At 67.1% G+C, this 21,025-nt stretch carries 22 protein-coding genes, 6 tRNA genes, 1 pseudogene and 1 riboswitch; of the genes and pseudogenes, 22 read left to right on the forward strand and 7 right to left on the reverse strand.

Going from position 1 to position 21,025, the window contains the following annotated elements; all coding sequences use genetic code 11:
* Nucleotides 1–45: 45 nt before the first annotated feature.
* From OUO20_RS05155 to OUO20_RS05180, 6 genes are all read right to left on the reverse strand, one after another.
* Nucleotides 46–309 carry an antitoxin gene (locus OUO20_RS05155; RefSeq protein ID WP_026265999.1) on the reverse strand — a complete coding sequence of 88 codons (264 nt, stop codon included), beginning with the start codon at nucleotides 307–309 and terminating at the stop codon, nucleotides 46–48.
* 136 nt (nucleotides 310–445) lie between these two features.
* Nucleotides 446–520, reverse strand: a tRNA-Val gene (locus OUO20_RS05160).
* Nucleotides 521–552: 32 nt separating this feature from the next.
* A tRNA-Gly gene (locus OUO20_RS05165) sits at nucleotides 553–625 on the reverse strand.
* A gap of 54 nt (nucleotides 626–679) precedes the next feature.
* Nucleotides 680–751: transfer RNA gene (locus tag OUO20_RS05170), tRNA-Val, on the reverse strand.
* A 38-nt stretch (nucleotides 752–789) separates the two neighbouring features.
* Nucleotides 790–860, reverse strand: a tRNA-Cys gene (locus OUO20_RS05175).
* A 47-nt stretch (nucleotides 861–907) separates the two neighbouring features.
* Nucleotides 908–980: transfer RNA gene (locus tag OUO20_RS05180), tRNA-Gly, on the reverse strand.
* A 328-nt stretch (nucleotides 981–1,308) separates the two neighbouring features.
* Here OUO20_RS05180 and OUO20_RS05185 point away from each other — a divergent pair.
* The 14 genes and pseudogenes from OUO20_RS05185 (at nucleotide 1,309) to hisF (ending at nucleotide 12,630) form a co-directional block, all read left to right on the forward strand.
* Nucleotides 1,309–1,380, forward strand: a tRNA-Val gene (locus OUO20_RS05185).
* A gap of 105 nt (nucleotides 1,381–1,485) precedes the next feature.
* Nucleotides 1,486–2,346: a hypothetical protein gene (locus OUO20_RS05190; protein ID WP_018770767.1), complete on the forward strand. Its 861-nt coding sequence runs from the start codon at nucleotides 1,486–1,488 to the stop codon at nucleotides 2,344–2,346.
* A gap of 77 nt (nucleotides 2,347–2,423) precedes the next feature.
* A complete protein-coding gene (def, locus tag OUO20_RS05195; protein WP_018770768.1) occupies nucleotides 2,424–3,026 on the forward strand; it encodes a peptide deformylase in 603 nt (200 codons plus the stop codon).
* Nucleotides 3,023–3,943: a methionyl-tRNA formyltransferase gene (fmt, locus tag OUO20_RS05200; protein ID WP_268002956.1), complete on the forward strand. Its 921-nt coding sequence runs from the start codon at nucleotides 3,023–3,025 to the stop codon at nucleotides 3,941–3,943. Before def ends, fmt begins: the two co-directional genes overlap by 4 nt.
* Nucleotides 3,940–5,516, forward strand: a pseudogene (locus tag OUO20_RS05205) (RsmB/NOP family class I SAM-dependent RNA methyltransferase); the annotation flags it as partial. The gene fmt and the pseudogene OUO20_RS05205, both read left to right, overlap by 4 nt.
* 146 nt (nucleotides 5,517–5,662) lie before the next feature.
* Nucleotides 5,663–6,340: a ribulose-phosphate 3-epimerase gene (gene rpe / locus OUO20_RS05210; RefSeq protein ID WP_018770771.1), complete on the forward strand. Its 678-nt coding sequence runs from the start codon at nucleotides 5,663–5,665 to the stop codon at nucleotides 6,338–6,340.
* Between the two features lie 39 nt (nucleotides 6,341–6,379).
* Nucleotides 6,380–6,528, forward strand: a riboswitch (FMN riboswitch).
* A gap of 168 nt (nucleotides 6,529–6,696) precedes the next feature.
* Nucleotides 6,697–7,836 (forward strand): bifunctional diaminohydroxyphosphoribosylaminopyrimidine deaminase/5-amino-6-(5-phosphoribosylamino)uracil reductase RibD, encoded by a 1,140-nt coding sequence (gene ribD, locus OUO20_RS05215; protein ID WP_268002957.1) that lies wholly within the window; start codon nucleotides 6,697–6,699, stop codon nucleotides 7,834–7,836.
* Nucleotides 7,836–8,498: a riboflavin synthase gene (locus tag OUO20_RS05220; RefSeq protein WP_144599653.1), complete on the forward strand. Its 663-nt coding sequence runs from the start codon at nucleotides 7,836–7,838 to the stop codon at nucleotides 8,496–8,498. The genes ribD and OUO20_RS05220 overlap by 1 nt, the downstream gene beginning before the upstream one ends.
* Nucleotides 8,495–9,244, forward strand: coding sequence for a 3,4-dihydroxy-2-butanone-4-phosphate synthase (ribB, locus tag OUO20_RS05225; protein ID WP_144599654.1), 750 nt, complete (start codon nucleotides 8,495–8,497; stop codon nucleotides 9,242–9,244). Before OUO20_RS05220 ends, ribB begins: the two co-directional genes overlap by 4 nt.
* On the forward strand, nucleotides 9,241–9,975 hold the full coding sequence (gene ribA, locus OUO20_RS05230) for a GTP cyclohydrolase II (RefSeq protein ID WP_056393665.1): 735 nt from the start codon (nucleotides 9,241–9,243) through the stop codon (nucleotides 9,973–9,975). The genes ribB and ribA overlap by 4 nt, the downstream gene beginning before the upstream one ends.
* A 15-nt stretch (nucleotides 9,976–9,990) precedes the next feature.
* Nucleotides 9,991–10,479, forward strand: a complete 489-nt coding sequence (gene ribH / locus OUO20_RS05235; RefSeq protein ID WP_056393668.1) for a 6,7-dimethyl-8-ribityllumazine synthase — start codon at nucleotides 9,991–9,993, stop codon at nucleotides 10,477–10,479.
* A gap of 123 nt (nucleotides 10,480–10,602) precedes the next feature.
* Nucleotides 10,603–10,866 (forward strand): phosphoribosyl-ATP diphosphatase, encoded by a 264-nt coding sequence (locus OUO20_RS05240; RefSeq protein WP_009358176.1) that lies wholly within the window; start codon nucleotides 10,603–10,605, stop codon nucleotides 10,864–10,866.
* 85 nt (nucleotides 10,867–10,951) lie between these two features.
* A complete protein-coding gene (gene hisG / locus OUO20_RS05245) occupies nucleotides 10,952–11,812 on the forward strand; it encodes an ATP phosphoribosyltransferase (RefSeq protein WP_018770777.1) in 861 nt (286 codons plus the stop codon).
* 41 nt (nucleotides 11,813–11,853) lie between these two features.
* The gene (hisF, locus tag OUO20_RS05250; RefSeq protein ID WP_018770778.1) at nucleotides 11,854–12,630 is read left to right on the forward strand and encodes an imidazole glycerol phosphate synthase subunit HisF; all 777 of its coding nucleotides are present in this window, start codon (nucleotides 11,854–11,856) and stop codon (nucleotides 12,628–12,630) included.
* A gap of 66 nt (nucleotides 12,631–12,696) precedes the next feature.
* Here the strand turns inward: hisF and OUO20_RS05255 are convergent, their stop codons facing one another.
* Nucleotides 12,697–13,341: a TIGR03085 family metal-binding protein gene (locus tag OUO20_RS05255; protein WP_018770779.1), complete on the reverse strand. Its 645-nt coding sequence runs from the start codon at nucleotides 13,339–13,341 to the stop codon at nucleotides 12,697–12,699.
* Between the two features lie 112 nt (nucleotides 13,342–13,453).
* Between OUO20_RS05255 and hisI the strand changes: the two genes are divergently transcribed.
* From hisI to lgt, 8 genes are all read left to right on the forward strand, one after another.
* Nucleotides 13,454–13,906: a phosphoribosyl-AMP cyclohydrolase gene (gene hisI / locus OUO20_RS05260; RefSeq protein ID WP_018770780.1), complete on the forward strand. Its 453-nt coding sequence runs from the start codon at nucleotides 13,454–13,456 to the stop codon at nucleotides 13,904–13,906.
* 108 nt (nucleotides 13,907–14,014) lie between these two features.
* On the forward strand, nucleotides 14,015–15,577 hold the full coding sequence (locus OUO20_RS05265; RefSeq protein WP_018770782.1) for an anthranilate synthase component I: 1,563 nt from the start codon (nucleotides 14,015–14,017) through the stop codon (nucleotides 15,575–15,577).
* Nucleotides 15,577–16,281: a Trp biosynthesis-associated membrane protein gene (locus tag OUO20_RS05270; protein WP_268002958.1), complete on the forward strand. Its 705-nt coding sequence runs from the start codon at nucleotides 15,577–15,579 to the stop codon at nucleotides 16,279–16,281. Before OUO20_RS05265 ends, OUO20_RS05270 begins: the two co-directional genes overlap by 1 nt.
* 104 nt (nucleotides 16,282–16,385) lie before the next feature.
* Nucleotides 16,386–16,673 (forward strand): HGxxPAAW family protein, encoded by a 288-nt coding sequence (locus OUO20_RS05275; RefSeq protein WP_018770784.1) that lies wholly within the window; start codon nucleotides 16,386–16,388, stop codon nucleotides 16,671–16,673.
* The gene (trpC, locus tag OUO20_RS05280) at nucleotides 16,673–17,494 is read left to right on the forward strand and encodes an indole-3-glycerol phosphate synthase TrpC (protein ID WP_268002959.1); all 822 of its coding nucleotides are present in this window, start codon (nucleotides 16,673–16,675) and stop codon (nucleotides 17,492–17,494) included. The genes OUO20_RS05275 and trpC overlap by 1 nt, the downstream gene beginning before the upstream one ends.
* A 127-nt stretch (nucleotides 17,495–17,621) precedes the next feature.
* Nucleotides 17,622–18,941 carry a tryptophan synthase subunit beta gene (gene trpB, locus OUO20_RS05285; protein ID WP_056393671.1) on the forward strand — a complete coding sequence of 440 codons (1,320 nt, stop codon included), beginning with the start codon at nucleotides 17,622–17,624 and terminating at the stop codon, nucleotides 18,939–18,941.
* Between the two features lie 11 nt (nucleotides 18,942–18,952).
* Complete coding sequence (trpA, locus tag OUO20_RS05290) at nucleotides 18,953–19,786, forward strand: tryptophan synthase subunit alpha (protein ID WP_056393673.1); 834 nt, start codon at nucleotides 18,953–18,955, stop codon at nucleotides 19,784–19,786.
* Between the two features lie 3 nt (nucleotides 19,787–19,789).
* Nucleotides 19,790–20,956, forward strand: a complete 1,167-nt coding sequence (gene lgt / locus OUO20_RS05295) for a prolipoprotein diacylglyceryl transferase (protein WP_056393675.1) — start codon at nucleotides 19,790–19,792, stop codon at nucleotides 20,954–20,956.
* Nucleotides 20,957–21,025: the final 69 nt, after the last annotated feature.

Consider the following 21,025-nt stretch of genomic DNA (forward strand, 5'->3'; position numbering starts at 1 on the left):
CCCGCGCCCCGTTGACGTGCTGGGGCAAGGCCCCGGCCAAATCCTTTACGGAGCCCTGTCCACCGGCGGAACCGGATTTTCAGGAGCTGCCGGGGGAACCTGTCCGGGGGCAGGTGCCTGGCCCGGGGTTCCGTTCTTGTCAATGAGCTTGGAAGCGCCATCCTGGATCTTGTCGACGTGGCCTGCGTACTTGCCGCCGGTCTTCGTGTCGACGAAATCGCCGGCCTTGCTGATGCCGTCCTTGATGGCCTGCTCGTTGCCGCGGATGAGACCCTGAGCCTTGCCCTTTAGATCGTCAATCAAACCCACGAGCACCTCCCTTCTGTCGCGGAGCCAGGTCGCTCCTCGCGCCTTCGATCCTATCCGGGCGTGAAAGGTGTGCCAAGGGACTTCGCCTGCAGCGGATCGGGAATACGAAAAAGCAGCTCCGCAGAGCTGCTTTACATGGTGGGCGATACTGGGATCGAACCAGTGACCTCTTCCGTGTCAGGGAAGCGCGCTACCGCTGCGCCAATCGCCCCGAACCGGAAGACCGGCTGTGGGATGTAAGAGAGCGGACGACGAGATTCGAACTCGCGACATCCACCTTGGCAAGGTGGTGCTCTACCAGCTGAGCTACGTCCGCGTGTGCAGGATGGACCGGTAAACCGGTGGTACTGCGGGCAAGTTGCCTTGCCAGTGGGCGATACTGGGATCGAACCAGTGACCTCTTCCGTGTCAGGGAAGCGCGCTACCGCTGCGCCAATCGCCCATTGCATCCGAAGGATCCGGAAACCATGGTTTTCACCGAGGTGGGTACGGGATTCGAACCCGTGTATACGGCTTTGCAGGCCGCTGCCTCGCCTCTCGGCCAACCCACCGTGTTAGCGTCAATTCCGAAGAACCTTTGCTGTGACAGTGTCCTGCGAGCGGACGACGAGATTCGAACTCGCGACATCCACCTTGGCAAGGTGGTGCTCTACCAGCTGAGCTACGTCCGCATTTTGGAGGGTTGATTCCCTGCCGTTTCCGGCATTTCCTCGCGTTCCAACGAGTAAAAACAATATCGGAGGTTCCGGGATTCTCCAAATCGCTCCGGCCCTGCGCCCATTGTGTGCCTCCAGATCGCTGTAATCACGCGGATTTTGCGAGTTACAGGTGTGTAATTTCCGACGGCGGCAGGGGCGCCCGGGGGCGGCAGGCTGTGTCCCGCCGGTCTGCTTTCGAGGATTCCCGGCCAGGCAGAGGCGGCGGCGCGGTACCGGTCAGCGGGGTGTGTTGTTCGATTTTTGAAATAGGGCAGAGGTGGGCTAGCATTCAAATGCATCGGGGCGATTGGCGCAGTGGTAGCGCGCTTCGTTCACACCGAAGAGGTCACTGGTTCGAACCCAGTATCGCCCACCGCAGAGGCCCGTTTCCGCTCATCAGCAGCGGAGACGGGCCTTTTTCATGTGCAGCGCCTGCCTCCCGGAGCTTTTGTCGGCCCCCTGTGAAAGAGTCTTTTGTATGACTGATCCGCTTCTCGCCCACGCCACCGAATACGGCCGGATGTACGCACGGTCAACGTCTGAGCAGTTTTCCGTACCTTCCATCACCACGGTTATCAGCCAGCAGCCGCATGGCCTTGATGGCTGGTTCGGTTACATGGGTGCCAGCAGCCTGGCCAATGATCCGCTGCTGTCGGACTGCCTGGGCAGCCCGGCCAAAATCAAGCAGGCCATCAACCGTGCGGCCAAGGCTGCGGAAACCTATCGTGATGATGCCGCCCGGCGCGGGGACCGCGTCCACAATTACTGCGAGCAGGTGGCGTTGCGCGCGCTGGGACGTCCCCACGCCATGAAGGAGGCCCGTGAGGCGTTGGCCGCCAACGGGGAGGAAGCGTTCGCGGTCCGCTTCGACGAGTGGTGGGAGCTCTTCCAGGTGGAGCCCATCGCCCCCGAGATCACGGTCTGGAACAACACCGTGGGCTACGCCGGCACCCTTGACCTTGTGGCCCGGATCAACGGACGCATTTGCCTGATCGACTACAAGACCAAGGGCACAACGCGCGACGGCCTGGTCAAACCGCTGGACGACAAAGTAGTGATGCAGCTGGTGGCCGGCATGAAGGCGGAGGAAAGCCTGGTGGATGCGGAGGCGGGAACCTGGGAGCCCTGGAAGTACGGCGAAAACCCGGTCCTGCTGGCCGTCGCCATCGGGGAGACGGAGGTCCGGCCCGTCCGTGCCAACCCCGAAGTCCTCAAGCACCACTGGTGGAAATTCTGCGCCTTGCGCCGGGTCTGGGAACTGTCGGCGGACACCATCAGTGCAGGCACCGCGCTGCTGCCCATCGCACCCCCGCCGCTGGCACAGGCCCGTACCGCCTAAGCGCCGGATGGACCCGGAGAGACTGCACCTAAACTGGATAGGTTCCCTTTGCCGCCAACCGTGAGGACAAAAAGCGCATGGCTATTCTGAATATCCGCATCATCGGTGATCCTGTGCTGCGCACAGTTGCCGATCCCGTGACGGAATTCGGACCCGAGCTTGCCAAACTGGTGGCCGACATGACCGAAACCATGGAGGACGTGGACGGTGCAGGGCTTGCCGCCCCGCAGGTCGGCGTCAGCAAGCGCGTCTTCACCTACCGCATCGACGGTGTGGAAGGGCACATCATCAATCCGGTCCTGGAGAACAGCGGGGACTACCAGCCGGACCAGGTGGAAGGCTGCCTTTCCATTCCGGGCCTCGGTTTCCCTGTCCGCCGCTTCCGCGCCACCCGGGTCACCGGCGTGGACATGCATGGACACCCGGTGTCCATCGACGGGGAGGGCATGCTGGCACGCTGCTTCCAGCACGAAAATGACCACCTGGACGGCATCCTCTACACCGACCGCCTCGAAGGCGAAGACCGGAAGGCTGCCTTGCGGTCCATCCGCAACGCCAATTACGACGCCGTCGCCGGGCGGACCACAGCCAAGCGCGCCAAGAACGTGGGATCGAGTTTCGGCGGTGCCGGCTTTGGCCAAACCAGCACCCCCGGCTCCAGCTTTGGCGGAGCAGGGTGAGGGTCCTCTTCGCGGGGACGCCCGCCGTCGCCGTGCCATCCCTGGACGCCCTCGTCAATGCCGGCTTCAACGTGGTCGCGGTCCTGACCCGTCCCGATGCCCCGGTAGGCCGCAAACGCGTACTGACGCCGTCGCCGGTGGCACAACGGGCCGGGGAACTGGGCATTGATGTCATCCGTGCCGCCCGGGTCGACGCCGACGCCGTCGCCGCCATCGCCGCAGTGCAGCCGGACGTCGCGGCCATCGTTGCCTACGGCGGACTGGTTCCCCCTGCGGCCCTGGGCATACCGGCGCACGGCTGGGTCAATCTGCATTTCTCCCTGCTGCCGGCCTGGAGAGGCGCGGCACCGGTCCAGCGGTCCGTCATTGCCGGAGACGATGTCACAGGTGCCGTGACCTTCCAGCTTGAAGAGGGACTCGACACCGGTCCTGTTTTTGGCACCCTCACCGAGGCGGTCAGGCCCCAGGACACGGCAGGAGACCTGCTTGAGCGGCTGTCCCACAGCGGTGCCGTCCTGCTGGCGCAGACACTGTCCGCCATCGAGGCCGGAAAAGCGTCGCCGCAGCCGCAGGCCGGAGAGATCTCCCTGGCACCCAAACTGACTCTGGAGGACGGACACCTTAACTGGTCCCACCCGGCCCTTGCCATCAACAGGCAGGCACGCGGAGTCACCCCTGAGCCCGGCGCCTGGACCCTGCTGGACGGGCAGCGGGTCAAGCTCGAACCTGTCCGGCTCCGGCCGGATATTTCAGGACTTGCCCCTGGCTCAGTGGCATTGCAGGGGAAAGCCGTGTTGGTGGGAACAGGTTCACACGCCGTGGAACTCACCCGGGTCCAGCCCGCTGGGAAAAAGATGATGGCTGCAGCCGACTGGGCACGCGGCATGGCTTCACTGGAGGGTGTGGTGTTCGAATGAGCGTGTCCGGCGGTAATACAGGTGGACGGAACACGGGCGGACCAAACACCGGCGGAGGGGGAAGCGCCGGAGGAGGCGGCCGCGGCAAGGGCGGACCCCGGGATGCCAGCAGAAGGGATGCCAAAGGGCGGGAACGCAACCGCGGGCCGCAGCGGAACTTCACCGGGCAGGCGCCGTCGCAGCGGACCAGGCGCGCCGATCCAGCCCGCCTGGTGGCCTTCGAAGTGCTGCGTGCCGTGGCTGAGGAGGACGCCTACGCCAACCTCGTGCTGCCCGCGCGGATCCGGCACCACCGGCTGGACAAACGCGACGCCGGATTCGCCACGGAACTAAGCTACGGAGCCCTGCGCGGCCAAGGCACCTACGACGCCATCCTGGCGCGGTGCGTGGACCGGCCCCTGGCCCAGCTTGACCCCGCCGTCCTCGACGCCCTCCGTATCGGCGCCCACCAGCTGCTGGCCATGCGGGTCCCCGCGCACGCCGCACTGGACCAGACGGTTGGACTTGCCCGTGCCGTCATCGGGGCGGGACCCTCGGCGCTGATCAATGCCGTCCTCCGCAAGGTCACTGCCCACCCCCTTGAGGAATGGCTGGACCTGCTGGTGGAGGGCGAAACCGACGAGACGAAGATTGCCTCGCTCAGGTACGCCCACCCCGAATGGATTGTCCGGGCAATGCGCCAGTCGCTCGTGGCCCATGGCCGGCCCGCAGCCGAGATCAACGACCTGCTCGAAGCGGACAACGCCGCCCCTGTGGTCAACCTTGTGGCCCTGCCGGGGCTGGGCAGCCTCGACGAAGCGCTGGAAAACGGTGCCACCCCCGGGGAACTGGTGGAAGGCTCCGCGCTCTCCAGCGGCGGTGACCTGGGGCGGTTGGCATCCGTACGCGCCGGTACCCTCCGGGTGCAGGATGTCGGTTCCCAGCTGGTGGCCAGGGCCCTGGCCGCGGTGAACCTCGGCCAGGCGGCCGATGGTGCCGGTGAAGCGTGGCTCGACCTCTGCGCAGGCCCGGGTGGAAAGGCGGCACTCCTTGGTGCCCTTGCGCACCAGCGGGGGCCACGCTTCTTGCGAACGAGCCCGCCCCGCACCGCGCAAAGCTTGTCAGTCAGGCACTGTCCGCCGTACCGCAGGACAGCTGGCAGGTCCGGACCGGCGACGGCCGGGATGTAGGCGCCGAACAGCCGGGGCAATACTCCCGTGTCCTGGTGGACGTTCCCTGCACCGGCCTGGGGGCACTTCGGCGCAGGCCCGAGTCCCGGTGGCGTCGCTCGCCCAAGGACATTGCAGACCTGGGCCCACTGCAGCGCGAGCTGCTGAACTCTGCCCTGGCCGCGGTTCGGCCCGGGGGAGTGGTGGCCTACGTGACGTGTTCACCGCACCCGGCAGAGACCACAGCTGTTGTGGCCGACGTGCTCCGGAAGCGCGGCGACCTGGAACTCCTCGATGCCGGCGCCGCACTTGACGCAGTCAGCCTCACTGGAAGCCTTGGCGCGGGCCATGAACTGACCGCGCAGCTCTGGCCCCACATCCACCACACCGATGCCATGTTCCTGGCCCTGATACAGAAAAATCCTGACAGGAGAAGAAACCCTGACAGGCAAAGAAACCTGATCAGGAAGAATTCCCGGCTTCCCGACCTGCGGCTACCAGCCCCGCCCGCTCCCTGCAGCGGGCTGGAACTTCGCTGCGACCAACGCATGTTCATCCGAAAGGCAACCCTGTGACGCAATGCTGCATCAACCCGAGCATCCTCTCCGCCGACTTCGTCAACCTTGAGGCCGAACTGCGGCGGATCAGCAACGCCGACGCCGTGCACGTGGACGTCATGGACAACCACTTCGTCCCCAACCTGACCATCGGGCTGCCGGTGGTGCAGCGGATCCAGGCCGTCAGCCCGGTTCCACTCGACGCCCACCTGATGATTGCCGACGCGGACCGCTGGGCCCCCGGGTTCGCCGACGCAGGCCTGGCATCGGTTACGTTCCACGCCGAGGCATCCATTGCGCCCATCAAGCTGGCGCGGGAACTGCGCAGCAGGGGGGCCAAAGCGGGCATGGCGCTTCGCCCGGCCACCCCCGTGGAGCCGTACCTCGACATGCTGCCGGAACTGGACATGCTGCTCATCATGACAGTGGAACCGGGCTTTGGCGGCCAGGCGTTCCTGGACGTCACGCTCCCCAAAATCCGCCGGGCCCGCGAAGCCGTGGAAGGCTCCGGGCTGGGAGTAGCCATCCAGGTGGACGGCGGGATCACCGAGGAAACCATCACCCGCGCCGCCGAGGCCGGCGCCAACGTCTTTGTGGCGGGCTCTGCCGTCTACGGCGCCGATGACCCCGCCGCAGCCATCGACCTGCTGCGCCACAAGGGCAGCCGGACATTACGCGGGGCGACGGAATAACCGGGTGCCCCTGCCGGTTGTGGCACAATAACAACACACATACGTGCTCCGGGGTCGGTGTAAGTCCGAACCGGCGGTGACAGTCCGCGACCCGCGAGCCGGCTTCCTCCCAGGAGGATTCCGGCGGACGGTTGAACCGGTGGAATTCCGGTACCGACAGTTAAAGTCTGGATGAGAGAAGCACGTACAGCTGTATCAGTGGGCCCGTTGGGTCCGCAACGTTCTGCTGTCGTATCCCCGGAGCCATCGCGGTTCGACAGGGAAGGAACGACACGCATGAACCCCCAGCGATGGCTCTTAACCGCCGAAAATACTGCCGCCTCCAAGGCAGGCACCCCATCCGTCCCGGCCGCCGCATGACGGGCCCGGTGGAACTGAGGCCCGCGGCCGGGGTTGTCACCGCCTTCGGCGCCGACGAAACCCGCGCCATGGAGCACGCTCTGCAGGCAGCCCTGCAGGGTCCGCGCGGAGCGAATCCCTTGGTGGGCGCCGTCGTCGTCGGTCCTGACGGGCGTCAACTTGTCACCGGCTACCACCGCGGCGCCGGCACCGCGCATGCCGAAGCGGACGCAATCGCCCAGGCCGCCGCCGTCGGCCTTGATCTATCCGGCTGCACCATGGTGGTCACGCTGGAGCCCTGCGACCACGTGGGCCGCACCGGGCCGTGCACGCAGGCGATCATCGACGCCGGCATCACGGACGTGGTGTACGCCGTCGACGACCCCCATGACCCGGCGGCCGGTGGCGCAGCAACACTGCGGGCGGCCGGCGTCCGGGTCCGCAGTGGCCTCGGCGCCGACGAATCCCTGGACCTGAACCGCCAGTGGTTTGAGGCAGTCGCCGCCAAGCGCCCGTTCGTCACCCTCCACATCGCCCAGACCCTGGACGCCCGGATAGCAGCCGAAGACGGCACCAGCCAATGGATCTCCAGCCCTGAGTCGCTGGCAGACAACCACGGAATCCGCGGCCGCATCGACGCCATCCTGGTGGGCACCCAGACCGTGCTGGTGGACAACCCCCGCCTGACCGCCCGGGAACCCTCCGGAGACCCCGCACCCAAACAGCCGGTACGGGCCGTCATGGGACTGCGCGGAATTCCGGACGACGCCGCGATCCACGGCGATGACGGCCTGGCTGTCCACCTCCCCACCCGGAACCCCCGCGAAGCGTTGACCCTGCTGTACAAAGCCGGGATCCGGCATGTGATGGTGGAAGGCGGCTCACGGATCCTCAGCTCCTTCCTCTCTGCCGGCCTGGTAGACGAACTCATCGTCTACCTTGCCCCCACCCTGCTGGGATCCGGCACCCCCGCCCTGAACGGGCTGGGCATCACCAGCCTCCCGGACGCCCAGCAATGGGAATGGGACGAGGCCGACGGCGGCGCCGTCCGGACGCTCGGCCGGGACCTCAGGCTTCACCTCAGACCGCAACGGAAAGTTGCACTCGACCACCCACCAACCCGCGGCAGCGCGGAGCAAGCCCAGGGAGGCTACTGATGTTCACCGGAATTATTGCCGAGCAGGGGCAGGTGCTGTCCGTCGAGCGTGACGGTAACACCAGCGCCACCGTGCGGCTGCACGCCCCCGGCTCCACCGAAGGCCTGGCACTTGGCGGCTCCATCGCCGTGAACGGGGTCTGCCTCACGGCAACCGCCATCGACGGCAAGGAGTTCAGCGTGGACGTCATGGGGGAGACCCTGGTCCGGAGCACCATCGGCGAACTCGCAGCCGGCGATTCGGTCAACCTGGAGCGCTGTGTTCCCGCGGGCGGCCGGCTGGACGGACACGTGGTCCAGGGCCACGTGGACGGCGTGGGGGTCCTGCTGGAACGCGAACACCAGGGCAACTGGGAGCGGCTGCGTTTTGGCGTCCCCGCCAACCTGGCCCGCTACATTGCCGAGAAAGGCTCCATCGCCATCGACGGCGTCTCCCTCACCGTGACGGCCGTCAGCCCGGCTTCGGAGCAGGAACCCTGGTTCGAGGTAGGCCTGATCCCCACCACGCTGGCAGAAACGGGCCTGGGGACCAAAACCACCGGCAGCCGGGTGAACCTGGAGGTCGACGTGCTGGCAAAGTACACCGAGCGGCTGCTGGCCTTCCGCGACGCGGATGCAGCAACCGGTACCGGTGGCGCCGCGGTTGCAGGAGGTGCACGGTGAACGCCGCCGTACGCCTGGAACCCGCCGCATCCGCGGAGGCTGTCACTGTGACCGATGGACGGACGTCCGCGCCTGCCGTGGGACTGGACTCCATTGAGGACGCAGTCCGGGCCATGGCCGCCGGCCGGCCCGTGCTCGTCGTCGACAACGAGGACCGCGAAAACGAAGGCGACATCATCTTCGCCGCCCAGCACGCCACGCCCGCCCTGATGGGCTGGACCATCCGGTACAGCTCCGGCGTCATTTGCGTGCCGCTGACCGGAGACCGCGCGGATGCGCTGGCACTGCCTCCCATGACGGCGATCAACGAGGACGCCAAAGGCACGGCCTACACGGTGTCCTGCGACGCCGCCACCGGCGTCAGCACCGGAATCTCCGCCACGGACCGGGCCCTGACCGCCCGGATTCTGGCCGACCCGCACGCCGGTCCTGCATCCGTGACCCGCCCGGGGCATATTTTCCCGCTTCGCGCGGTTGACGGTGGAGTGCGGGAACGCCAGGGGCACACCGAGGCCGCGGTGGACCTGTGCCGCCTTGCAGGCCTGGAGCCTGTCGGGGTGATCGCGGAAGTGGTGTATGACGACGGTGAAATGATGCGCCTGGACGGGCTCCGTTCGTTCGCAGCTGAACATGGATGCCCCCTGATCTCCATCGAGGACCTGGTGGCGTATCTTGAAGCCGGGGCCGGGGGAACCCAGCGTGAGGATGTCCGGGTAACGCCGGGCGAAGAGAAGGAGAAGCGATGACGGCAGCGGCAGCCACCGACGACAGCCACCAGAACGGCCACCGGAAACACCACACGGTGTCCGGCGCAGCGCCCCATCCCGTCAGCGGAGGGCCGGTTGTACAGTTGCCCACGGCCTTCGGCGAGTTCGTGGCACAGGCATGGACGGACCTGGTGACGGGTGTGGAACACCTCGCCGTCAGTTCCCCCAACGCTCCCACTGACGGTAAAGCACCACTGGTGCGGCTGCACTCCGAGTGCCTCACCGGCGACGTCTTCGGTTCCTACCGCTGCGACTGCGGCGAACAACTTGCCTTCGCGCTGGAACTGATCCGGGACAACGGCGGCACGCTGCTCTACCTGCGCGGGCAGGAAGGCCGCGGCATTGGCCTGGCCAACAAGATCAAGGCCTACGCCCTGCAGGAAGCCGGCTTCGACACAGTTGAGGCGAACGAGCAGCTGGGCCTCCCCGTTGACGCCAGGTGCTACAAGGCCGCAGCCCAGATCCTGGCCGAAATGGGCCTGCATGAGGTGCGGCTGCTGAGCAACAACCCGGACAAGCAGAACAGGCTGGCCAAGGCGGGCGTGAAGGTCGTGGAAATGGTGCCTACGGAGGTGCCGTCCCGCGAACAGAACATCCGCTACCTGCGCACCAAGAAGGACCGCATGGAACACCGGCTGCTGCTGGACACCGGCGTGGCTCCCGTGCCCGTGCCCGCCCCTGAAACCCCTTTCGACCACGAACAAGACTGAACGGAACAAGAACCCATGAGTGGACACGGCGCCCCCGACATCGACCTCAGCACCCTCAACCCGGCCGAGACGTCGCAGCTGAAACTGGCCATCATCGCAGCAAGCTGGCACACACAGATCATGGACGGGCTCCTGGACGGCGCACTCCGGGCCGCCAAGGATGCCGGCATCGCCGAGCCCACGGTGCTGCGGGTTCCCGGCAGCTTCGAGCTCCCGGTTGCCGCGGCGCGGCTGGCACGGCACTTTGACGCCGTTGTTGCCCTCGGCGTCGTGATCCGCGGCGGAACCCCGCACTTTGACTACGTCTGCCAGGCCGCGACGTCGGGCCTCACCGACGTCAGCGTGTCCACGGGCGTGCCGGTGGGCTTCGGCGTGCTCACCTGCGACAACGAACAGCAGGGGCTGGACCGGGCAGGCCTGCCCGGCTCCAAGGAAGACAAGGGCCATGAGGCCGTGACAGCTGCGCTGGCTACCGCCGTCGTCCTCAAGCAGTACCGGAGCTAGGCGCAGCACCGGACCCGGCGTCAGGTTGTTGCACGGGCGCGGTGTGTGTATTCGCTCACATCGCGCCCGTCATGCAACGGCCCGGGAAGCGCCGCTGCGGCTGCACCAAGTAGGCTGGAGGGCGTGAAGAATTTCGAGACGCTGTTCGCTGAGCTCAGCGAGAAGGCAGCCACCCGCCCGGAAGGCTCCCGCACCGTCGCTGAATTGGAGTCCGGTGTTCACGGCATCGGCAAAAAAGTCGTTGAGGAAGCAGCCGAAGTGTGGATGGCTGCCGAATATGAATCCGATGAAGCCGCGGCCGAGGAAATCTCCCAGCTGCTGTACCACCTGCAGGTTCTGATGCTCGCCAAAGGCCTGACCCTGGAAGACGTCTACAAGCATCTGTAGCCACCGGTCCGGCGCACTGCCGCCGGGCCCGCCGTGGCCTGCACTGCCTGAAAACCCAGACCTTCCACCCCAGAAAGAATTTCCCATGCTGCGAGTAGCCGTCCCCAACAAGGGCTCCCTGTCCGAAGCCGCCTCCGCCATGCTCTCCGAAGCCGGCTACCGCCAGCGCCGCGACACGCGCGAACTGGTCATGGTGGACCCTGACAACGAGATCGAGTTCTTCTTCCTCCGCCCCCGCGATATTGCGGTCTATGTCGGCCAGGGAACGCTCGACGTCGGCATCACCGGACGCGACCTGCTCCTGGACGCCGGCGTGGAAGCCGAAGAGCTGCTGCCGCTGGGTTTCGCCGGCTCCACCTTCCGTTTTGCCGGACCCGTCGGCGACTTCAGCAAGGTGGAGGAACTCGAGGGCAAGCGCCTGGCCACCAGCTACGACGGACTGCTGCGCAACTACCTGGCCGAACGCGGCATCAACGCCAAGGTGGTCCGGCTGGATGGCGCGGTTGAATCCTCGGTCCGCCTGGGCGTCGCCGACGCCATCGCCGACGTCGTGGAAACCGGCAACACCCTCAAGGCCGCCGGCATGGAAATCTTCGGCGACCCCATCCTCAAATCCGAGGCCGTCCTGATCCGCCGCACCGGCAACGGGGGCGCCGCCAACGGCACCGCCAAGGAAATCGACGTCCTCATCCGCCGGCTCCAGGGCGTCCTGGTGGCACGCCAGTACGTGCTGATGGACTACGACATCCGCAAGGAACTCGTGGAGAAGGCGGCCGGCCTGACGCCTGGCCTCGAATCGCCCACGGTCTCGCCGCTGCGCGACTCCGACTGGGTGGCCGTCCGGTCCATGGTTCCCAAGAAGGAAACCAACCGCATCATGGATGAATTGTACGACCTCGGCGCCCGCGCCATCCTGGTCAGCAGCATCCACGCCTGCCGCATCTGAGCCGGCCCCGCAGCAACCAACACAGACTCCAGGAGTACCCCATGGCAGTAGCAGTACGCGTCATTCCCTGCCTCGACGTCGACGCCGGACGCGTCGTCAAGGGCGTCAACTTCGAGGGCCTGCGCGATGCCGGCGACCCCGTGGAACTCGCCCACCGCTACGACAACGCCGGCGCCGACGAACTGACCTTCCTTGACGTCACAGCTTCCTCGGGCAACCGCGAGACCACGTTCGACGTTGTCCGCCGCACGGCCGAAGAAGTATTCATCCCGCTGACGGTGGGCGGCGGCGTCCGCGGCGTGGCGGAAGTGGACAAGCTCCTGCGCTACGGCGCCGACAAGGCCTCCATCAACACCGCGGCCGTGGCCCGGCCCGACGTCATCGACGAAATCACCCGGCACTTCGGTTCCCAGGTGCTCGTCCTGTCCGTTGACGCCCGCCGCACCCGCCCGGGGTCCCAGCCCACGCCGTCGGGATTCGAAGTGACCACCCACGGCGGCCGCACCGGCACCGGCATCGACGCCATTGAGTGGGCCAGGGAAGCGGCTGACCGCGGGGTGGGGGAGATCCTGCTGAACTCCATCGACGCCGACGGCACCAAGGACGGGTTCGACCTCGAACTCATCAAGCTGGTCCGGGCGGCCGTCAGGGTCCCGATCATCGCGTCCGGCGGTGCCGGAGAGCCCGCACACTTCCCGCCGGCCGTCGCAGCCGGCGCGGACGCCGTCCTGGCGGCTTCGATTTTCCACTGGGGACCGGACAACATGATGTCCCAGGTCAAGGAAGCGATCCGGGAAGCCGGCTTCGAAGTCCGCTAACCCGACTGACTCGCATTTGTTGTCGTTATGAACGCTCATAACGACAACAACTGCGACCCAGTTGGGTCAGAGGCCTACTTCGGCTGACTGGAGGAGGGCGACGGCGTCGGGCTGGCCTTCGAAGGTGACCAGCGCGTGGCGTGTCCGGCCGTGGGCGTGCATCAGCAGTTCGCCCGGCTCGCCGACGATCGCCACCGAAACGGGGGCGCGCTTGGCAACATGCCGCGGACCGGACGGACGGACCAGGACAATGCCCAGGTCCACGCCGCGGTAGAGGATGGCGGCACGCTTGACCAGTTCGTCCCACAGTGCGTCAGAGTACGCTTCATCAAGTGCCCTGGGCGCCCACCGGTCCACGGCCCGCCGGACATCCTCGGTGTGCACGAAGTATTCGATCAGGTTGGAACTTTCGTCCAGTGCCTTGATCTTCATCGGCGACAGCGCCGGTGGACCGGCGCGGAAGGTGTTGACCAGCCGGGCGTAGTCCTCGTTGGTGGTCAGCTTGGCTGCCAGCTTGGCGGTTGCCTGGTCCGAGGCCTTGGCCAGGCGCTTGATGATCAAACCGAGCCCGACGGCGGCCTTCCGCTCGCGCAGGTAAAGGTGCGCGGCAAGGTCCCTGGTACGCCAGCCCTTGCACAGAGTGGGCGCATCAGGGCCGGCCGCAAGCAGGGTTTCGGCCAGGACTTCTCGGGACGGTTCGACGAAATGCATCACTTGGAAAACTAGCACGACAGGCGCGGAGTTGGGCAGCAGCGCAGGGGCAGGTGGCGTGCCGTTGTTCACAACAGGAGGACGGGCACGTGAAGGCACTAGACTTGACCCGATGTCTGAGCAGCCAACCCCCGTCCCCACCGCAGGATCCGCCGTGTCCCAGCCTGTGGCATCCGTGCCGCCGTCGTCCGGGGAATCCGTCCCGGCCAGCCCGCTGCCCATGGAGGTAGCCGCGGCACTCAAGCGCGACGCCGCCGGCCTGGTGGCCGCGGTGGTGCAGCAGTACGACACCAATGAAGTCCTCATGCTCGGCTGGATGGACGACGAGGCGCTGCACCGCACCATGACCACCGGCCGGGTGACCTTCTACTCCCGCTCACGGCAGGAGTACTGGCGCAAGGGTGATACCTCGGGGCATGTGCAATGGGTCAAATCCGTGGCCATGGACTGCGACGGCGACGCACTGCTGGTGCGCGTGGACCAGGTGGGCGCGGCCTGCCACACGGGCACCCGCACCTGCTTCGACGGCAGGGACCTCGACGTGGTGGCAGGCCACGCAGGCTAGGCGGACACGCTGCCCGGCCGGGTTTCCTCCACACCCCGGCCACTCCAGCAAGCACACCAAGGGCCGGCAATGCCGGCCCTTTCGAAGAACAGGCGGACAAGCATAACCATGCAGGACCTTGGAACCATCAGCCCGAGCCTCGAGGAATTCCGGGAACTTGCCGGCCACAGCCGCGTCATTCCCGTCCGGCTCAAGGTCCTCGCCGACGCCGAAACCCCCATCGGGCTGTACCGGAAGCTGGCGCAGGGTCAGCCCGGCACCTTCCTGATGGAATCGGCAGCGGTGGGCGGAGCCTGGTCCCGGTACTCCTTCATCGGCGCCAAGTCCCGTGCCACCCTGACCACCAAGGACGGCCAGGCGCACTGGCTGGGCCAGCCGCCCGCGGGCGTGCCGGTCAGCGGCAGTCCGGTGGACGCCATCCGCGACACCGTGGAGGCGCTGCGCACCGACCGTTTCGAAGGGCTGCCGCCCTTTACCTCCGGGCTGGTGGGCTTCCTCGGCTGGGAAACCGTCCGGCACTGGGAACGGCTGGTCAGCCCGCCCGAGGATGACCTGCAGCTGCCGGAGATGGCCCTGAACCTGGTCACCGACATGGCCGTGCATGACAACGTGGACGGTACGGTCCTGCTCATCGCCAACGCCATCAACTTCGACAACAGTTCCGAACGCGTTGACGAGGCCTGGCACGACGCCGTGCGCCGGGTCAAGGAACTCCTGGCCAAAATCAGCACCCCGGTGGTGCAGCCGGTCTCCGTCCTGACGCCGGCGGCCCTGGACTTTGCCTCCAGCGTCCAGGAACGCTGGGACGAGGCTGAATACCTTGCGGCGCTGGACCGCGGCAAGGAAGCGATCGTGGACGGCGAGGTCTTCCAGGTGGTGATTTCGCGCCGGTTCGAGATGGAGTGCAAGGCGTCCGCGCTGGACGTCTACAGGGTCCTGCGCAACACCAACCCCAGCCCGTACATGTACATCTTCAGCCTGGCCGACGCCGAGGGCCGCGAGTACTCGATCGTCGGCTCCTCGCCCGAAGCCTTGGTCACGGTCACCGGCGAGGAAGTCATCACCCACCCCATCGCCGGCTCGCGTCCGCGCGGCAAGACGGTCGAGGCGGACAAGGCCCTGGCCGAGGAACTGCTCGCCGACCAAAAGGAACGTGCCGAACACCTGATGCTGGTGGACCTCTCCCGCAACGACCTCTCCAAGGTCTGCGTGGCCGGCACCGTGGACGTCACCCAGTTCATGGAGGTGGAGCGTTTCAGCCACATCATGCACCTGGTGTCCACCGTGGTGGGCCGCTTGGCTCCGCAGGCCAAAGCCTATGACGTGCTGAAGGCCACCTTCCCGGCCGGCACCCTCTCCGGCGCACCCAAGCCCCGTGCCCTGCGGCTGCTGGACGAGCTGGAACCGCACCGCCGCGGCATCTATGGCGGCGTGGTGGGCTACCTCGACTTCGCCGGCGACATGGATATGGCCATCGCCATCAGGTCCGCCCTGATCCGGGAAGGACGCGCCTACGTCCAGGCAGGGGGTGGCATCGTGGCAGACTCCGTGAACCCCACCGAGGCCCTGGAAACGGTCAACAAGGCCGCCGCTCCGTTGCGCGCCGTGCACACGGCCGGATCGCTGCACAACATTTCCGCGGAATCCCTTCCCGACGGGTCGGTTTCCTGATGCCGGACTCCGGCATGGCGGCAGGCCGCCCCGAAGAGGCGGCCAAGGCAGGACAGGCGGATACGGCGGCCAAGGCCAGCAAGGCCGGCAAGGCCCGGGCCGTGCCGGTCTGGGCGCGCAAGTCCACCCTGGTCATGCTGATTACCCTCCTGGCGCTGGCCGCCTTCGGCACCACCACCCAGACCTGGATGACCGCCACCCTGGACCCCAACCAGGTGGGACAGGCCGGAGCCGCCCAAAGCACCATCCAGGTGCAGGGCAGCAAGGCCGCCACCACGGTGACGGCCCTGGCCCTGGTGGCCCTGGCAGGCGGGCTCGCAGCGGCCATCGCCGGCAGGATCGCCCGGTGGGTGATCACGGCCATCATCGTCCTTGCCTCCGCAGGCGTGGTGACGGCAGCGGCCACCGTCCTGGCCGATCCGCTCGCCGCGGCGCAAGGGTCGATTGCGGCAGCCACCGGCGTCTCCGGCAGCCAGGCGCACGTGGACGTTACCCCGTTCCCGCTGCTCGCCGTCGTCGCGGGCTGCCTTCTCGCCCTGTCAGCCCTGCTGATCCTGCCCGCCTCCCGTTACTGGAAGACGCGCACCAAATATGACGCGGCCGGAGCGGCAGCACCCACGGCCGCCGGCGCCACGGCGGTGGCCGGCCCCGTGGACGAGATCGACAGCTGGGACCGGCTTTCCCGGGGCGAGGACCCCACCTAAGACCGGCGGACGCCGGCGCCGGCAGGGGCGGCAGGCCCTGCGGTACGCGGGCGGCAGCCAAAAAATGGCAGAATGTAAGCAGTATCCATCCTGAGGAGATTTCCATGAGCAAAGCACCTGCGTCCGTTTCCAAGTCAGGCACCCGCACCGTTGCCCCCGGCGCCATTGACCACAGCCAGGAACTGGGCCACGGCAACAGCCCGGCCGCGTGGACCTGCGTCATCGTCATGCTCGTCGGCGCGCTCATCGCAGCCATCGCCTTCGTCATCGCCAGCACCCCCATCTTCATCGGCGGCGCCGTTGTCATGGTCGTCGGACTGATCCTCGGATACGTCATGCGCAAGGCAGGCTACGGCGTCGAAGGCAGCAAGCTGAAGAACTCCGGCCACTGATGGCGACTGTTCTCGACGACATCAACGCCGGTGTCAGGGAGGATATGGAGGCCAGGAAACGGCTCGTTTCCCTGGCTGAGCTGAAGGACCTGGCCCAGGCCGCGGCACCTGCCCGTGACGCGTGGGCAGCCCTCGGCGGCACCTCCCCAACCCGGGAACAGCTGAAAGTCATTGCCGAAATCAAACGCCGCAGCCCCTCCAAGGGCGATCTCGCCAGCATCGGGGATCCGGCGTCGCTCGCCCGGCAGTACGCCGACGGCGGTGCCTCCGTCATCAGCGTCCTCACCGAACAGCGCCGCTTCAACGGGTCCCTGGCCGACCTCGACGCCGTGCGCGCCGCCGTCGACATCCCGCTGCTGCGGAAGGACTTCACGCTCGACGAGTACCAGATCTGGGAGGCCCGTGCCCACGGCGCCGACCTCATCCTGCTCATCGTGGCTGCCCTCTCGGACGCCCAGCTGGCCGAATTCAGCGGCCTCAGCCGGGACCTGGGCATGAACGTGCTCGTGGAGACCCACACGGAAGAGGAAATCGAGCGGGCCGTGGCCGCCAACGCGCGGATCATCGGCGTCAACGTGCGCAACCTCAAAACGCTCGACGTCGACCGTTCCGTCTTTGCCGCACTGGCGGGGCTGATTCCCGCCGAGGCCGTGGTGGTTGCCGAATCCGGCGTCCGCGACGCCGACGACGTCACGCACTACGCCGGCAGCGGCGCGAACGCCATACTGGTGGGCGAGGCACTGGTAAGCCACGCCACGCCCCGGGAACGCATCGCAGAGTTCACTGCCGCAGGTGCCGCCGCCATCGCCGCCCGCGGCTGACGAAACGCACCAAACCGTCGTCCTGCGGGCCCGTGGCACGCCGGCCCGCACGGACAGCACACCATTCCGGCCGCCACCGCCGGAACAGCAACTTTTTGACCAACCACCACCGAACAGGACAGGACTGATGGCTGACGCACCCTCAGGAAACGCTGACAACAACACCGCGGAAGCATTCCTGCAGGGCGGATCCCTCCGCCACGCCCCGGGGCCGTACTTCGGCAACTACGGCGGGCGATGGATGCCCGAGTCCCTCATCGCCGCCCTGGACGAACTTGAAGAGACCTTCAACAAGGCCAAGGACGATCCCGACTTCCGTGCGCAGATCGCTGACCTGAACAAGAACTACTCCGGCCGGCCGTCCCTCCTGACCGAAGCCAAGCGGTTCTCCCAGCACGCCGGGGGAGTGCGCATCTTCCTCAAGCGCGAAGACCTCAACCACACGGGTTCGCACAAGATCAACAACGTCCTTGGCCAGGCGCTGCTCGCCAAGCGCATGGGCAAGACGCGCGTCATCGCCGAGACCGGCGCAGGCCAGCACGGCGTGGCAAGCGCTACCGCTGCCGCCCTGATGGGCCTGGAGTGCGTGGTGTACATGGGCGCCGAGGACTGCCGCCGCCAGGCGCTTAACGTCGCCCGCATGGAACTCCTGGGCGCCAAGGTGATTCCCGTCACCAGCGGATCCCAGACCCTCAAGGACGCCATCAACGAGGCCCTCCGGGACTGGGTGGCCAACGTTGGCAACACCCACTACCTGTTGGGCACCGCTGCCGGAGCCCACCCGTTCCCGGCCATGGTCCGTTACTTCCACGAGGTCATCGGCGAGGAATCCCGCGCCCAGATCCTGGAGCAGGAGGGCCGCCTCCCGGACGCCGTCTGCGCCTGCATCGGCGGCGGCTCGAACGCCATCGGCATCTTCCACGGGTTCCTGGATGATCCCTCCGTGAAGATCTACGGTTTCGAGGCCGGCGGCGACGGCGTCGAAACCGGCCGGCACGCCGCCACCATCACCCTGGGCAAGCCCGGCGTGCTGCACGGCGCACGCTCCTACCTGATGCAGGACGACGACGGCCAGACGATCGAGTCGCACTCCATCTCCGCCGGCCTGGACTACCCCGGCGTGGGACCCGAGCACTCCTACCTGGCCGACATCGGACGGGTCAGCTACGAGCCCATCACGGACAGCGAAGCCATGGAGGCCTTCCGCCTCCTGTGCCGCACCGAGGGCATCATCCCCGCCATCGAGTCCTCGCACGCGCTGGCCGGAGCCATCAAGGTGGGACAGCGGCTTGCTGCCGAAGACCCGGCGGCCGCGGCCGAAAAGATCGTCATCGTCAACCTGTCCGGACGCGGAGACAAGGACGTGGCCACCGCCGCCGAATGGTTTGACCTGTTGGACAAGAATTCCGCCGAATCCGAGATCGGCAAAGAGGGGGAGCAGCTGTGAGCAGTGCAGAAATGGCCAACCGGGCAGAGATGACCAGCAAGTCGGCAGCAGCCATCGACAGGGCGCGCTCCCAGGGACGCTCCGCCCTCATCGGCTACCTCCCCGCCGGCTACCCCAGTGTGGAGGACACCATCGCCGCAGGCATTGCCCTGGCGGAAAACGGCGCGGACCTGATCGAGATCGGCATTCCCTACTCGGACCCCGTCATGGACGGCCAGGTCATCCAGGCCGCCACCACCGAGGCACTGGCCAAGGGCTTCCACGTCAGCCAGGTGTTCGACGTCGTGGCCGGCATCACCAGCAGGACCGACGCCGCCGTCCTGGTCATGACGTACTGGAACCCGGTGGTCCGGATGGGCGTGGATGAGTTCTCGCGCCGGCTGGCCGAAGCCGGGGGAGCCGGGCTGATCACCCCGGACCTGATTCCGGACGAGGCCGCCGAGTGGATGGAAGCCTCGGACAAGTACGGCCTGGACCGTGTGTTCCTCGTGGCGCCGTCCTCCACCGCGGAGCGCATGCAGCGGACCGTGGATGCCAGCCGTGGATTCGTGTACGCCGTCTCCATCATGGGCGTCACCGGTGCCCGCACCTCCGTCAGCACCGCAGCCAAGGACGTTGTGGCGGCGGCGCACGGCGCCGGCGCCGAGCGCGTCTGCGTCGGGCTGGGCGTCTCCACCGCGGACCAGGTCCGCGAAATCGCCGCCTACGCCGAAGGCGTCATCGTGGGCACCGCCCTGGTGGCGGCCCTCCGCGACGGGGGAGTGGATGCCGTCGCCGCCCTCACCAAGGACCTGAGCACCGGCCTGGCGCCTGAACCGGGCCCGGCGCAGGAAGCCGGGGCCTAGGACATGCAGCCACTCCTTCAGGCAGCCGCGCTGGTACCCACGATGGTGCCGGCCAGCATCCCCAGCCCGGACTGGTCCGGCTTCGACATTCCCCTGCCTTGGGGCAGCCTCCGGATCCACGCCTACGCGCTGTGCATCCTCGCGGGGATCGTCGCGGGGCTCTGGCTCACATCCGTCCGCTGGGCCAGGCGCGGCGCCCCTGAAGGCAGCGTCTGGGACATCGTCATCTGGGCCATCCCCTTCGGCATCATCGGAGGCCGGCTCTACCACGTGGTGTCATCACCGGACGCTTACTTCGGCCCGGGGTTCGACGGCACCGGAGACCTCTCGCTGATCCCGCAGATCCAGCGCGGCGGGCTGGGAATCTGGGGCGCCGTGGTCCTTGGGGCCCTTGGCGCCTGGATCGGCTGCCGCCGCAGCGGAGTGAAGCTGAGCGCATTCGCCGACGCAGCGGCCCCGGGCCTGCTCCTGGCCCAGGCCATAGGCCGGTGGGGCAACTACTTCAACCAGGAACTTTTCGGCGGTCCCACCACGCTGCCGTGGGGCCTGCAGGTGGACGCCGACAACCCCAACTTCCCCGCCGGCATGCCCGCGGACACCCTCTTCCACCCCACGTTCCTCTACGAGTCCCTGTGGAACCTGGCCGGCGTCCTGATCCTGCTGGCCCTGGACCGGCGCTTCAACTTCCGCCGGAGCCGGCTTTTCTGGCTGTACGCCATGTACTACACCCTGGGCCGGGTCTGGATCGAGGCAATGCGCATCGACGACGCCGAACAGATCACCATCTTCGGCATCACCACCAGGCTCAACGTGTGGACCAGCATCTTCGTGTTCCTGGCGGCCCTGGTCGCCTTCATCCTGTTGGGCCTCAAAAGCCGGACGGACCCGGACACCGTGTACCTTCCGGGGCACGGAGCGGAGAAAACCGTGGAACCGGGAACCGATTCCGTGGCCAGTCATGAAGTCCGTGATCCGGACGATGTTGTCTCAGATAGTGATTCGCGTGGTAATCTCCCTGATAACCACAGCGGTTCCAGGCATGCTTCCGACCCCACGGAAGAAGCCGCGGCGGCACCGGCGGGCTCAAAGCCCGGAACGGATGCAACGGCTGCCGGACACTCCGGCAGCACAGCCACAGGACCCGCACCGGAGGCCGGCACCGGCAAGTAGGGCGCCGGCCAGGCAGGGCAGCAGAGCCACCGCTCGAAGCGCCCGAAAACCACAATGTCGTGGCATGGG

The sequence above is a fragment of the Arthrobacter sp. FX8 genome, from assembly GCF_026723805.1.
Classification (GTDB): domain Bacteria; phylum Actinomycetota; class Actinomycetes; order Actinomycetales; family Micrococcaceae; genus Arthrobacter.

What these genes read in the sequence shown, in the direction of transcription:
- hisF (WP_018770778.1), top strand. Translation starts at nt 11,854, where the DNA reads ATGGCAGTAGCAGTACGCGTCATTCCCTGCCTCGACGTCGACGCCGGA.
- trpA (WP_056393673.1), top strand. Translation starts at nt 18,953, where the DNA reads ATGGCCAACCGGGCAGAGATGACCAGCAAGTCGGCAGCAGCCATCGAC.
- OUO20_RS05275 (WP_018770784.1), top strand. Translation starts at nt 16,386, where the DNA reads ATGAGCAAAGCACCTGCGTCCGTTTCCAAGTCAGGCACCCGCACCGTT.
- trpB (WP_056393671.1), top strand. Translation starts at nt 17,622, where the DNA reads ATGGCTGACGCACCCTCAGGAAACGCTGACAACAACACCGCGGAAGCA.
- hisI (WP_018770780.1), top strand. Translation starts at nt 13,454, where the DNA reads ATGTCTGAGCAGCCAACCCCCGTCCCCACCGCAGGATCCGCCGTGTCC.
- lgt (WP_056393675.1), top strand. Translation starts at nt 19,790, where the DNA reads ATGCAGCCACTCCTTCAGGCAGCCGCGCTGGTACCCACGATGGTGCCG.
- hisG (WP_018770777.1), top strand. Translation starts at nt 10,952, where the DNA reads ATGCTGCGAGTAGCCGTCCCCAACAAGGGCTCCCTGTCCGAAGCCGCC.
- OUO20_RS05190 (WP_018770767.1), top strand. Translation starts at nt 1,486, where the DNA reads ATGACTGATCCGCTTCTCGCCCACGCCACCGAATACGGCCGGATGTAC.
- def (WP_018770768.1), top strand. Translation starts at nt 2,424, where the DNA reads ATGGCTATTCTGAATATCCGCATCATCGGTGATCCTGTGCTGCGCACA.
- OUO20_RS05255 (WP_018770779.1), bottom strand. Translation starts at nt 13,341, where the DNA reads ATGCATTTCGTCGAACCGTCCCGAGAAGTCCTGGCCGAAACCCTGCTT.
- OUO20_RS05270 (WP_268002958.1), top strand. Translation starts at nt 15,577, where the DNA reads ATGCCGGACTCCGGCATGGCGGCAGGCCGCCCCGAAGAGGCGGCCAAG.
- OUO20_RS05265 (WP_018770782.1), top strand. Translation starts at nt 14,015, where the DNA reads ATGCAGGACCTTGGAACCATCAGCCCGAGCCTCGAGGAATTCCGGGAA.
- ribH (WP_056393668.1), top strand. Translation starts at nt 9,991, where the DNA reads ATGAGTGGACACGGCGCCCCCGACATCGACCTCAGCACCCTCAACCCG.
- ribA (WP_056393665.1), top strand. Translation starts at nt 9,241, where the DNA reads ATGACGGCAGCGGCAGCCACCGACGACAGCCACCAGAACGGCCACCGG.
- OUO20_RS05220 (WP_144599653.1), top strand. Translation starts at nt 7,836, where the DNA reads ATGTTCACCGGAATTATTGCCGAGCAGGGGCAGGTGCTGTCCGTCGAG.
- ribD (WP_268002957.1), top strand. Translation starts at nt 6,697, where the DNA reads ATGACGGGCCCGGTGGAACTGAGGCCCGCGGCCGGGGTTGTCACCGCC.
- trpC (WP_268002959.1), top strand. Translation starts at nt 16,673, where the DNA reads ATGGCGACTGTTCTCGACGACATCAACGCCGGTGTCAGGGAGGATATG.